At 58.7% G+C, this 12,899-nt stretch carries 11 protein-coding genes; 4 read left to right on the top strand and 7 right to left on the bottom strand.

Annotated features, from left to right (window positions below; genetic code table 11):
- The first annotated feature begins 80 nt into the window (after window positions 1-80).
- Entirely contained in the window at window positions 81-728 is a 648-nt protein-coding gene (gene pdxH, locus IT444_00245; protein MCC7191182.1) for a pyridoxamine 5'-phosphate oxidase, read from the top strand.
- A gap of 28 nt (window positions 729-756) precedes the next feature.
- Here the strand turns inward: pdxH and IT444_00240 are convergent, their stop codons facing one another.
- The 4 genes from IT444_00240 to IT444_00225 all read right to left on the bottom strand — a co-directional run bounded on the left by IT444_00240 (window position 757) and on the right by IT444_00225 (window position 6,447).
- Window positions 757-2,250 carry a hypothetical protein gene (locus IT444_00240; protein ID MCC7191181.1) on the bottom strand — a complete coding sequence of 498 codons (1,494 nt, stop codon included), beginning with the start codon at window positions 2,248-2,250 and terminating at the stop codon, window positions 757-759.
- Between the two features lie 34 nt (window positions 2,251-2,284).
- Window positions 2,285-3,004, bottom strand: a complete 720-nt coding sequence (ric, locus tag IT444_00235) for an iron-sulfur cluster repair di-iron protein (GenBank protein MCC7191180.1) — start codon at window positions 3,002-3,004, stop codon at window positions 2,285-2,287.
- 262 nt (window positions 3,005-3,266) lie between these two features.
- On the bottom strand, window positions 3,267-5,162 hold the full coding sequence (locus tag IT444_00230; GenBank protein MCC7191179.1) for a DUF1858 domain-containing protein: 1,896 nt from the start codon (window positions 5,160-5,162) through the stop codon (window positions 3,267-3,269).
- A gap of 211 nt (window positions 5,163-5,373) precedes the next feature.
- Window positions 5,374-6,447 (bottom strand): hypothetical protein, encoded by a 1,074-nt coding sequence (locus IT444_00225; protein MCC7191178.1) that lies wholly within the window; start codon window positions 6,445-6,447, stop codon window positions 5,374-5,376.
- Between the two features lie 232 nt (window positions 6,448-6,679).
- On the opposite strand from IT444_00225, the gene IT444_00220 reads away from it, so the two are divergent.
- The 3 genes from IT444_00220 (at window position 6,680) to IT444_00210 (ending at window position 10,492) form a co-directional block, all read left to right on the top strand.
- Entirely contained in the window at window positions 6,680-7,825 is a 1,146-nt protein-coding gene (locus IT444_00220) for a hypothetical protein (GenBank protein MCC7191177.1), read from the top strand.
- A 33-nt stretch (window positions 7,826-7,858) separates the two neighbouring features.
- Complete coding sequence (locus IT444_00215; GenBank protein ID MCC7191176.1) at window positions 7,859-8,977, top strand: hypothetical protein; 1,119 nt, start codon at window positions 7,859-7,861, stop codon at window positions 8,975-8,977.
- A 93-nt stretch (window positions 8,978-9,070) separates the two neighbouring features.
- The gene (locus IT444_00210; GenBank protein MCC7191175.1) at window positions 9,071-10,492 is read left to right on the top strand and encodes a cobalamin-dependent protein; all 1,422 of its coding nucleotides are present in this window, start codon (window positions 9,071-9,073) and stop codon (window positions 10,490-10,492) included.
- A 46-nt stretch (window positions 10,493-10,538) separates the two neighbouring features.
- On the opposite strand, the gene IT444_00205 is transcribed toward IT444_00210, so the two are convergent.
- From IT444_00205 to IT444_00195, 3 genes are all read right to left on the bottom strand, one after another.
- The gene (locus IT444_00205; GenBank protein ID MCC7191174.1) at window positions 10,539-10,979 is read right to left on the bottom strand and encodes an Rrf2 family transcriptional regulator; all 441 of its coding nucleotides are present in this window, start codon (window positions 10,977-10,979) and stop codon (window positions 10,539-10,541) included.
- A 112-nt stretch (window positions 10,980-11,091) separates the two neighbouring features.
- The gene (locus IT444_00200) at window positions 11,092-12,024 is read right to left on the bottom strand and encodes an ABC transporter substrate-binding protein (GenBank protein MCC7191173.1); all 933 of its coding nucleotides are present in this window, start codon (window positions 12,022-12,024) and stop codon (window positions 11,092-11,094) included.
- A gap of 135 nt (window positions 12,025-12,159) precedes the next feature.
- A complete protein-coding gene (locus tag IT444_00195) occupies window positions 12,160-12,786 on the bottom strand; it encodes a hypothetical protein (GenBank protein MCC7191172.1) in 627 nt (208 codons plus the stop codon).
- Between the last annotated feature and the right edge of the window lie 113 nt (window positions 12,787-12,899).

The raw sequence follows: 12,899 nt of genomic DNA, 5'->3' as shown, positions 1-12,899 counted from the left end.
GCCGATCCGCTTCGGCGGATAGCTGGAGTGAGGAGCCGCAACGGCTGCATCTGGAACAATGTCACGGAGAATTGCCGTTGATGATTCTGGCTCACCTACGTCGCGCTTACACTCTCGCGCTGGGAGACCTGCGCGAGCGTGATTTTGATTCCGACCCGATCTCGCAATTCGAGAAGTGGTTCACACAGGCGATCAAGGCCAAGGTTCTCGAACCCAACGCGATGACTTTATCGACGATCAAGGCGGATGGTTCGCCGGCTTCTCGTGTGGTGCTGCTCAAGGCGGTGGAGCCGCGCGGGTTTGTTTTCTACACCAATCGCCAGAGTGCCAAGGGATGCGAAATGGCCGCCAATCCAAAGGTGGCGTTGACTTTTCTCTGGCTGGAGCTGGCCCGGCAGATACGCATCGAAGGCACGGTGGAGCAGACCACACAGCAGGAGTCGGAGGAATACTTCCACTCGCGACCGCGCGACAGTCAGCTCGGTGCGTGGGCGTCACATCAAAGTGAAGTGCTCGAGTCGCATGAAGTTCTCAAGAAACAGTTTCGAGAAGTGGAAAAGAAGTACGGGCAATCGGGTGTCGTCCCGCTGCCGCCGTTCTGGGGCGGCTACCGCGTGTTGCCGCATTTGATCGAGTTCTGGCAGGGTCGTCCGAGTCGTCTGCACGATCGGCTGCGCTATCGCCTGGAGTCCGATCGTACCTGGCGACTCGAACGTCTCTCGCCTTGAGCCTGTCGAGCAGTGATTTTTATCACGATCAGAAGATCAACTGCACCTGTCCTCTGATGACGACTTGATCGTCCTCGCCGGAGGCATCAGGCAGCAGGCCGGTGCCGCTGATGCCGACTCCCAGAGTGTTGACGGAGTTGATATTGCTCATCGCCCAGACCGCATCGAGCGTGAACTTGGTCGCATGTTTGCGCAGGAAGTAGTTGAATCCGGTTGTCAGCGCGTGCAGATCATTGGCAGCCAGCGCGTCATCGACGGTGATCCATTCATAGCGCACGAAAGGCTCGAGCTTGTCGGGAATCACGAAGTAGCCCGCCTGGATGGTGGCTGCGTATTGATCGAGTGTTCCCGTGTCGCCGGCCGGCAGCGCACCGCCCGGCAGGACGACGGCATCCTGGATATGCCAGCCGTAAACCGCACCCATCACGCTCAGGCCCTGAAATTTCACCAGCGCATCGGCGGTCCACTGAATGAAGCTGTCGTAGGTGATGGTGGTCGCAGCCGCTCCCGTCGGCGTTACAGTGAATGACGCGGCACGCTGGCGGTCGCCGGTTTCACCCAGCTCGTAATGAATCGCTGCGCCGAGAAAAACCTGCGGGTCCGGCGAACTGCTCCAGGCTTCCGCATCAGAGCTGTTCTTGAAGTCACCCATCAGTGCCAGCTCGATCCGCGAGGTCAGGGCAAAGTCGGTGGCGTCATTCTGGAAATCGTGCCCGCCAGTTTGAAATCCGGAAGTTGCGCCGGTCGCGTTGGGTGTTCCTGAGTTGAGGCCGTCGTTGATGGACCCGGACCAGATGATGTTGTCGCCGATCTTCCACTCAGCAGCGATGCCCTCTACGTAATCATCGCCGCCGGCCCAGATTTGCGCGACAGCGGTGCGATCAGCAGCCTGGAGATTTTTCCCGCTCATCATCGCTTCACGCGCAAAGCGATCCGCGAATCGTCCTCCAAGCACTCGAAACTCCTCCACCGGCGAATAGGCGATCCACAGGTCCTGCGTGCCGATGGTTGACGTGTTGCGATCGACATCGAACTGGATTTTGTATTGCACTTTCGGGCTGGCGACATGTCCCTCGAACGCCAGCTTGACGCGCCGCATCTGGAGTCCGTTTTCGCCGGTATCAAAACCCGCTGGGGTCACGGATGACGACTCGCGGAAGGCTGCGACGTACCGTATTTGCAGAAACCCGGAAGTACGTAGCAGAAACGCGCCGTCTTCACTGGCGAGGAAAAAGCCCGCGCTGTTGTGCCCGGCGGTAATCCCGCTGTCAGCGAGGCTGGCGCGGGTGTCGGCATCGGCAAGCACTTCCTTCACCAGTGCTTTGACTTCCACAGCACGGCGCTGGTCCAGCCATTGATGGTCCTTATCCGCCATCAGGGTGTCGATCTGCTGCCGCATCTCCTCATTGGCAGCTCGTAGCTGTGCGACCTCCTGCCGGAGCGACTCGACATCGCTCTGCGCCAAAGCCGACCCTGTGAATAACGCAGAGACTCCGACCGCCAGCACGATGTTCTTACGCATGCGTCTGTTCCTGTGTTGCTTGATCTGTGGGGATTTACGAGCCAAGCCTCGCTTCGAGAGTGATGGCACGCGGGAATAAGATATTGTTTTCCTTGTGAATGTGCTGATGCAGGTCGGTTTCCATGTGCGCCAAGCCATCAAGCATGGCTCGATAGGACTCGCAGCCGTCGGGAGGCATGGCGTAATCTCCGGTTAACTGCCGGATGCGCACGGTGGCGTTGTCCGCGCTGTCGTGCTCGTGCTCCATGACCCGGATCGGGTTGCCGACGCTGCCGCAGTGAAAGCTGGGCCGGGTTTTGGCGGTTTCGAGTCGGCGGATCATGGGAAAGAGAATGTGTTCCTCCTTCATCATGTGTTGCATCATCTCCGCAGAGAGACCCATGAACAGCTTGTTGATTTCCCGCAGCTCGAAGTGATGCTCGCCGTGGACAGCCGCCACCTTGCGCACGATCGCTCCCATGCGGGGCAACTCGCGCTTCAGATAGGCGTGATGAGTCTGCTCAATGTGGTCACAAAGCTGCGCTAGGCCGGCGGTCGCCCAGTCTGTCCCGGTTTTGTCAGCGGGGGCAGGCTCGACTGCGGCAAGCAACGCGATGACCGATGCCGGATCAAGCCCTTTGGCGCGGCAGGCATCGGCAAGCGATTTTTTCCCGCCACAGCAATAGTCAATACCTAAGCTCTCAAACACCCGCGAACGGCTCGGCCGCTCAGCCACCAGTGCGCCGACCATCGTTTGGCTGTCAATGGTTGTCATCGTCGCTCCCAATTCGGTTGGTGAAACTCCACTTGCCGACTCAAAACTTTTTGTCGCAATATTTCGACAAGAGATATACGGATATTTTTATCAGATAACAAACACCCCTTCACGTCGTTGCGGGAGATTCATGCGAATACAGAGAGGAATCTTTTGATCGGTGCGGGATGTTCACCCTCGCGGTCAGGCAGCAGAGGCTGGACTCCGCGTGCATCGCCGTCGGAATGAGCATTGATTCAATGAAGAAAAGTTGATCGGCAGGTTAATGACCGGGAAGGATGGGGAGCTTGATTTTCGATTCCGCATCCACCGGCTGCGCCTCCGCGTGTGAGGTCTCGCAGCCATCGGAGGTTGTTGGTCCGTTGGAGCCGTTGTTTCCGAGGCCGCGGATTGCCGCGTTCAAGTCAGCCAGAAGCTGATCCAGCGGAACACGGTGGAGGCTCGTAGCCGTCGCCAGTGTGACGCCTCGCGCCAATGTCGCGCGGAGGAGCGGATTGGTCAGCGGCGTGAAGCGATGCTTGAGAAATACATCGATCGTTGACGGGAACCACTCCAGCACATCGCTCACGCGGTGGTGGCCGACGATTGAGTCGGGTTTTTTCCCAGCCGCGGCTGCTAGTTCCTGCCTGCCGCGCCAGAGGATCTGCAACAGTCCAGCACCCCACCACGCAAGACCGGTCACTTCCAGCACCCCGCTGATTCCCACGACCCGGAAGAAAAAGGGATTCCAGTCGGTGAGCGTCTGTGTGGTGACGCGGAGGAAGCAGCCGAGGTTGACCAGGATGAAAGGGCCCCACAGCGCGGTGAGTCGTCGCGGGTCCACGCCGTTGAGCGTGGGGACCACTTTCGCTGCGATACCCATGATCATCAGCGAGACAAAGCCTACGGTAATCGCATGTCGGATCGCGCCGTGATAGGCGTGGCTGAATTCGGTTCCTCGGCTCCAGAAGTAGAGGTAAACAGGAAACAGCAGCAACATCGTCAGCGAGATCGCCAGCCAGCCGTAGGCAGCTCGGATGAACTTGCCGATGCGGTCGCGGCGGGCTTCCTCGTCGGAGAACGGCCGCCACAGCTTCCACGGCAACGCAACGATACAGATACCCGTCGCCAGCAGAATCCAGGGGATCAGCAGCATTCCTGCGTAAACATGATTTTGTGTCCAGCGGTAAGCCAGAAAGATCAGACACTCGCTGACGACCGCCACGGTCAGCAGCACCAACACGACCCATCCGCGACGATCACTTGTTTCCGGCAGCCCCAGCAGGGCGGGCAGCATCCGAATGGAAACCCCGATGATCATGAACAGTGCCAGACCGTGAACCTGAAGGTCGCGGAGCGGTGCCTGATAGGTGGAGACGTACCAGAGCAATTCCTCTCTGGAGGTCGCGGTCATGGTGGTCCAGGTATGCCATATCGACATCACGGTTTGGGCTGCAAACCAGAACATCCCCAGTGCGATGAAGCCGATGTACGGCTCAAGTCTCGCCTTGCTCTGTCGAAAGGTCAGCCCCAGTTGAGTGACAAACGTCAGCACCGCCAGCAGCTGAAGCGTGCCGCCGACCATGGCTGTGGGTACCGCCCATGAGTAGCCGTTGGCAGCCATGCCTGTCGTGCGGATGGCGATACCGGCCAGCATCACGACAAACGAGAGGCCCGCCAGAGGCGGTGCGACTAGCCGTGTATGCCACATGCGCGGAAAAGCCTGGAGCGCAAACCCCATGATGAAAAGTCCGACCCAGCCGAAAATCTGAGCATGGCCGTGGGCGTTGACCTCCAACACCGAGACGGAGGTGAAACTCTTGGCGAACCCGATCTTCCAAAGCAGGTATGCGCCCCATGTCGCGCCGGCCGTCAGCACAACAACGATGCCGGCGACGAAGAAGCGGCGGTAGATGGAGTCGATCGGATCAGGTGTTTCGCTGGTCATGCGCCGCTGAATGCCCGGTGCGATGACCTGTTGAAGTTTCGTCATCAACTCCGCCTCCCCCACGCCGTGCGCGCGGGCGAAAAAACGGAGCGTTTCGTGCGGCCCCATTGGCCCGCCGCAACCTTTCAAGCCGTACTGGTCCAGAACCTCACGGGCCTGAGGATGTTGCGCGAGCAGGTCCGGCACCATCGTTTCCAAGGTCACCTTGAAACGCGGATTGCCGGCAGTCATGACATTCTCCTGGGCGGTTATCTTCAAGGAATCGCTCGATGCAGCAGATAAAACTTTTCAGTCCCGCTTTACCGACCAAACCGTTACGACGCTCTAGTGAGCGTCAGACACTATAGGCAAAGATATCAGGACAAATCTATCCACAATAGGTATCCAGCTCTGGCGGGCAGGCGGGGAAAGCCGTCAATCGGTGCAGTTGAACGGCGGAGGATCAGTTGGCACCGATTTCGTAAATCGTGTCGTAAAGCGCAAGGATGTTTTCCGTGGGAGTCACCGCCTGAAGGTTGTGGCAGGGGGCGCAGACCCAGCCGCGCGGGCTGGAACCCAAGATGCGCTTGTTTTCCTTGACCTCGGCGATCACGTCCTGGACCGTACCGAATGGCATGGTCTGCTGGTTGTCCATCGCCCCGTGGAAAATGATCTTCTTGCCGAACTCCCGGACCAGTCGATCACGCTCCATGCCGGGGCAGCGCCATTGAACGGGGTTGAGGATCTCGATACCCACGACATCGATCAAGTCCGGCAGAAACGACAAGGCCGCTCCATCCGTGTGATAGAAAACGTGGATGTCATAGGAGCGCACCAGGTCAGCCATCTTCACCTGATTAGGCATCAGATAACGGCGATACATCTCCAGACTCATGAGTGGGCCAGTCTGTCCGCCCAGATCCTCCGCCAGATAAAACAGATCAATCTTTCCGCGTGACGCTTTCTTGGCAGCCTCAAAAATGCGGCGGTTGTATTCGTAATAAAAATCAAAAAGGTGGCCGAGTACGGCGTCGGCGATTTCAGGATAGACCAGCAAGTCCTCAAAGGATTGTTCGAGGCCGCGCATGTAGCCGTAAAGCAAAAACGGCTCATAGCTCGAACCGATCATGAGTCGATGGCCGTTGTCCTCTTCGAGGCCCGTGGTCACCGAGGAGTAGTCAAAGTCATCGGGACTTGGCCATCGGTGGCGATGAATGTCCGCCACGCTCTGGGCTGCAGCGAGCGGGTGGTGGTCCGACTCGCGGTACTCACCGGTGCCATAGTTGATATTCCGATACCGGATGCCCCATTGATCCGCTTCGGGGTCATCGGGGTGATGTTTGAGTTTCCAGGTTGGGCTGACGCTGGTGGGGAAATCGGCGTGGAGCCTGCGCCACAGGGCTTCGCGGTTGGGACAGTTAAGCTCCCGGACCAGTCGGTCAGTGACTTCCGTTGTGCCTCGATAGTCGGTGACGATGCGATCGGTCGGCTTGCCGGCCATCAGTGCGAGCCACCGTTGACGAGGGGTCATTTCCATGTGTGATTTTCCGGAAAATTTCGAGTTACCCGATAATAGCGGATAAAGAGACTTAAATGTATTATTATTACACGTTGGCTGGGTGGCACAAGTGATCGGGGTTATCCAGCCATGAATCAAGGGCGGATTCTCGCAGCCGTGTCGTTCTGCGGGACTGCGGACGGATAGCCGACGATCGGCTGTCCGGATCGCATTTTTTGCCGTCATCACGGCTTATGAAGGAGTTGTTTGAATGAGCCGGCCTTATCCAACTAATGAAGAAAAAGCGCAAGTCTGGAAAGCCTATGCCGATCGACGTCCCACTCGCGTTCCAGTGCGGTTGAATACCAACCCGCGTGTTTACGTGATGAACCCGACACTCAATACGGCTGGTCATACCTTTGAGCGTGCCGCGTCCATTCCCCGCGAGCATGTTGAGGTGCAGTTGCGCTACCTGCATTATCTGAGCACGACTCTTAACAAGTTCACCGATGCGCCCACGGGTTTACCCGAAGTCTGGGACATCGGCCTGCGGCTTTACAACGTGGCGGAGACCGCGTTCCTGGGAGGGCAGGTGTATTTCCCGCCGGGTCAGGTGCCTTCCACCGAGCCGATTTTGACCGAAGAGAACAAGCACACCATCTTCGACCGCGATCTTCATCACCCGTTGGAAAGCGGTTTTCTGAAAAAGTACCTCGACTTCTGGAAAGAAATGGATGCGATTTGCAAAGGGATGACATTTGAGGGCCGTCCGGTGCGATTAGCGCCGTGGGCGCCGGTCTGGACCGACGGACCGGTGACGTTGGCCTGTAATCTGCGCGGCAGCGATTTTCTGACTGATCTGGTGGAAGACCCCGAATACGCTGATCGTCTTTTGGGATTTGTGACTGATGCCGCCATCATCCGCCGCAAGACTTTTTATGCGTACTGGGGCGACCGGGTCAGCGTCTCCAACATCCTCGCTGATGATTCCTGTGCCATGATCGGTCCGCAGATGTACATCGATCGGGTGCTGCCGCACCATCGTCGGTATTTTGATTCGGTCAGCGCAGATGTGCCGCGCCTCATCCATCTCTGCGGTAAGGCATCGCATCTTTTCCCCATCATTCACGAGCAACTTGGGGTATCCAGCTTTGATACCGGCTTCCCCATCGACCATGGTCGTATCCGTCAGGAATTGGGTGAGGACGTCGAAATTAGCGGCGGGCCGGAGGTCGATCTGCTTTTGCGCGGCACGCCCAGCCAGGTTTACCAGCGAACCACGGACATTCTTAACAGCGGCATCAAGCGGGGGGGACGCTTCATTCTTCAGGAAGGCAACAACCTTCCGCCTGGCACGCCGATGGCGAGCCTCGAAGCGATGTACGAGGCCTGCCTCGATCATGGTTCATACAACTAAGCCCGTTTGGGGCTGCAACCGAGGCTACTAACGATGTCTTCAACCGCCGTGCCGATGCTACGACATCTCGAATTCAAACCCGACTTCGATAAGACCATTGCGCGTTTTGAAGCATGGTGGAAAGGGCAGGTGGTGGATCGCCCGCCGGTATCGCTCTGGGCGTTGTCGGACAAGGAGCACGCCAAACCCATACCGACAAAAACTCACGCGAGCGAACGTGAGAGGTGGTTCGACATGGACTACCAAATCGAGAGAGCTATCACCTCGCTCGAGCAGGGCAATCATCTGGGGGACAGCCTTCCGGTGTATTACCCCAATCTTGGGCCGGAGCTGACCGCCACGCTGTATGGGTGTGAACTGGAGTTCTCCCGAAATTCGAGCTGGTCCCGGCCGGTCATTCACGATCCTGAGGAATGGTCCCGCTTTGCGACCGCCGAGCCGAACTTCGACCAGCCGTATTGGCGTTGGATCGAGGAGGCCACCCGTCGCGCGGTGGCGGAGTCGCGCGGACGCTTTCTCGTGGGAATTGCCGATCTGCACGGCAACTACGACATCCTCGCAGGATTGCGCGACCCGCAAATGCTCTGCATGGACCTGCTCGACTGTCCCGACGCTGTGCTCGCCGCGGGTCGTCAGGTAACACGCGGCTACACCGAGTCATTCGACCGCCTCTACCAGATCGTCGCAGCCGCAGGCATGGGTTCGACGACCTGGACGCAGGTGTATCACCAGGGTCGTGCTTACCTTCCCAACTGCGACTTCTGGTGCATGGTCAATCATGACATCGCGCGGGAGATGGTTCTGCCCGACATCAGCACGGAGATCGACGCCTGCGACCGCAACCTGTTTCATCTCGATGGCCCCGCTGCGCTGCGCCATCTTGATCTGCTGCTGGAATTACCCCGGCTTGATGCGGTGCAGTGGATCTATGGCGACGGTCACGGGTCCGCAGCGGACTGGATTCCGGTTTATCAGCGCATCCGCGCTGCGGGGAAAAGCGTGCAGGTGGTGGCCAAAGACGGCCATGACGCACTGGCAATCATCCGTGCTGTCGGACCGGAAGGATTGTGGTTTACGATTGGCAACCCATTCGCATCCGACGAGGAAGCCGAAGCATTTCTGCGGGAAGTCGCCCGCACCCGTCGCGAGTGAATATCGTCGTTCGTGCTGTGAGCCGTGCATCTGTCCGAGATCGGATCAACTCGTTCGGCCGTGAGTTTCCGCCCGACGAATGAGGAAAACGCCATGAAGATCCTTCTGGTCCAACCCGACTTTGAACAGAAAAACTTCGGTTTCCGTCTTGTGGCAATGCCGGAGCCGCTGGCGCTGGAGATGCTTGCCGGCGCGTTACCCGATCACGATGTACGCATCATTGATCTTCGTTGTGGTGAGAACCTGGTCGAGGCAGTCAAAAAGTTTCAGCCCGATCTCGTGGGTATCACCGCGTTGACGCCTGAGGTTTACGCTGCGCTTGAAGTCGCAAAACAGGTCAAGGAAATCTCCAGCGACATATTCACCGTCGTCGGCGGACACCACGCCAGCCTCCTGCCGGAGGATTTCTTCACTCCCCATGTCGATGCCATCGTCCGAGGTGACGGTGAGCCAGCGATGGCGGCCTTGGTCGAGGCCCTGGCACACGGCGGCGACCTCACTGAGCTTGGCAGCGTCATGCTCAGGCAGTCTTCAGGCGCGTTTCGTCCTCCGCCTCGCATGATGCCGCCTCCCGTCCTCGACAACCTGGCGATTCCCCGTCGAGACCTGACCGCTGCCTATCGCTCGCAGTATTACTTCCTCTTTGATCGACCCGATACGTCGATGGCGACCGGACGCGGCTGCCCCTATCGCTGCAATTTCTGTAGCGTCTGGGAATTTCACGACGGCGCCACTCACATGATGTCACCCGATCGCGTACTCAAGGAGCTGCGCGAGATTCCGACCAGCCACGTCACTTTCGTTGACGATAATTTCATGCTCAACCATACCCGTGAATCCCGGATCGCCGACATGATCCGCGCCGAGGGAATCACCAAACGCTACAGCATGGAGTGCCGCACTGATGCCATCGTTCGGCATCCGGAGCTGGTCAAAAAGTGGGTGGATGTCGGTCTGTACGCGATGCTTCTGGGATTGGAAGGTTCGGATAAAACCCTCGCCGCCGTCGGCAAGAAAAACACCGCCACCGTCAATGACCGGGCGATTCGTATCCTCCAGGATCTGGGTGTCATCATCTGGGGCGCGTTCATCGTCGATCCGCAGTGGGAAGCCGAAGACTTCGACCGTCTCCAGGAATACGTGACGCGACACGGCATTACTCACACGCAGTTCACCGTACTCACACCGTTGCCGGGGACCGGCCTGTACCGTGATATGAAGGATAAGCTGATCACCGACGACTACACCTGCTATGACTGCCTGCACGCGGTGCTGCCGACGCGGCTGCCGCGTGAAGAGTTTTACCGTCGCTTTGCCGACCTCTACCGCCAGCGCGATATCCAGCCGTATGTCGAGATGGTCCGCGAGGGCAAGCTGTCGATCGACGATCTCAAGCGGGGAAAGGCAATGCTCGACCAGATGAGCCGCGGAGAGAATTACGCGTTGCGCGATCCGCTGTTGCGTCCAGGCGGCGCGATGCGGCATCAGGCCGAACTTGCCGGCACGCACTCATGAAAAATAGAGTTGGGATGGGTAAAAGGGATCCGGTGCGCCAACCGTATCAGGAGGAGCGACCGATCGTCAGATCGCAGAGCGGCGTGGAATGATTGGAAGGTTTGAGCATGTCAGCGATGGTGACGCCGCCGAATGCCCGCTCGATCAAGGCCGCCACATCATCGAGCTTGCGATGCAGGGGACAGAGCGTCTTGCCGTGAGATTTGATGTTGAGCGGACAGGTGGTGATTCGGTTGATCGGGTCAACCATGTTGACCACGCGAAGGATGGTGACGGTATCCGGCGGCATCGCGAGCATAAATCCGCCGTGCAGTCCCCGCTGCGAACGGAGCAGCCCGCCACGCGCCAACGGCTGGAGCACTTTCGAGAGATAGCCGTGCGGAACTTTGGTCAGTTCGGATAGCTGTTTGGCGGTCAGAGGACGATCAGCATTTTGCGCCAGACAAGTGACCGCACGGAGAGCATATTCAACGGTTTGAGAAAGCATTCGGATTGTCCTTGCGGATAAGTATAGCTCAAAATCAGAAATTCTGAATCACATCGTTTACATCGTGAATTTTCAGCATTGCGGCGCGACGTGAAAACACGTTGAGACGCGATTACATCGGATCGACGAAATCCACCGTACCGATGTCGGGGGTGATGTGTGCCCGTGCTGCTTCCGCGAGGAGTTGATTGACCGCGCGTCGGCCGATATCGCCGTAGTCAATCGTCCATTGATTGACGTACATGCCGACGAACTTATCCGCCAGTTCCGTGCCCATGTCGCGTGCGTAAGCCAGCGCGTAGCGCACCGCTTCATCACGGTGATCCAGAGCGTACCGGATCGAGTCGAGAAGAATCGTGCAGACGCGGCGCATCTCATCGCGGCCGCCGGATAGATCGCGCCGGATCGCGTTACCGCCCAGCGGCAGCGGCAGCCCGCGCGTGCTTGTCCACCACTGACCCAGATCCACGAGCTTGCGCAGCCCGGCATTGGCGTAAGTGAGCTGCCCCTCGTGAATGATCAGCCCCGCATCGAACTCGCCGGCTACGACCCGCGCGATGATCTGATCGAACGGCACAACCTTGTAACGAAACGTGTCCTTGCCCAGCAGCAGCGACAGCGCGAGAAAAGCAGTCGTGCGCGTGCCCGGTACGGCGATCGTGATCTTCGGCGAAGTCAGATCTTCAAGCTGCAATTTGCCCGAAGCCGGCGCAACGATCATCGGCCCGTAGTTGTCACCCATCGAGCTGCCGCAGCTCGTCAGGGCGTACTTATCCGCTACGTAGGGGTATTGATGGATCGAGATCGCGGTGATCTCCAGCTCGCCGCGCAGCGAGCGGTCGTTGAGTGATTGGATGTCTTCGAGGATGTGAATGAACTCATAGCCGCGTGTGTCGATGCGCGGCTTGAATGTCCCGCCACCCGGCCCGGTTCCGTTGGGGAAGTTCGCCAGGGGGTACCACATGAAAGCATCATCCGGATCAGGCGAGTGCCCCAGGTGGAGCGTGCGGGACGAGCGGGCAGCGGTGGGTGTGGTCGTGGCCATGATGAATTAAAACCGAGTGCGATCCTTGAATAATCCGGTGTCCGGATGCTGCGATGTCGCCCAAGTCCTGTGCACAATGACGACAGCGAGGTTGACGATTTATCTTTCAACCACGGGTCGGAAACCGCTCAGGTCTCACCCTTTCACCCGCAGCGAACGCCTCACGATATCGGAGAGCAGTCGCTGCTCAAGGTAATAGTCACGACCAAGAGGTTCCCAGTAGCTGTCGGTGATGCCGCGTTCGCTCATCTCGGTGGGGACTGCCGCGAGCTTTCGCTGCACTGACAACCCGCGCGTCGTGCCGCTGAGCTGTCGAGTCGGAACCTGCAACTGCTGAACCTGAACCTCGACGCGCAAGAGGTACGTTTCGGGGGCCGGCTGAGTTGTCGGTTGTGTGGCTGCGCCGACCGTGACCGACTCCGGCAAAATCGGTTCTTCAGGCTGCACTGGTTCGATGGTGACCGTCACCACGCGCCGCTGATAGTTGACCGTGGCTTCAGCGGTCTGATAGAGCGTCGTGTTCAACGGTTTCCACGGCTCGAACGTCGTCGGTGAACCCAGCGGCAGCGTGTCCACCACGCCCAGCCGATAGCTGCGCCGGTCAAGGGCGAAGCCCTGCTCGCGAAGCACCAGTTGCGTTGCTTCAAAAATGCTCTGGTATTCGCTGTTGTCGATTTCCAGCGGGTTCGACGCCACCGGCCGCACCGATTTGCACGCGGTGAGGAGCAGCAGGATCAGGAGCAGGGGTGCCAGACGGCGCATGAGCAGAGAAGTGTACCAAAGCGCAGCGTGCCCAAGATGCGGGCCGGTTACGTCGGTCCATTCCGGTTGTAACGACCCGCTGGTCAGGTTCGAGGTGGCCGGTGCGGCGAAGG

It is taken from the genome of Phycisphaeraceae bacterium, from assembly GCA_020851465.1.
Classification (GTDB): Bacteria; Planctomycetota; Phycisphaerae; order Phycisphaerales; family Phycisphaeraceae; genus JADZCR01.
This window is presented reverse-complemented; position numbering and strand designations above follow the sequence as displayed.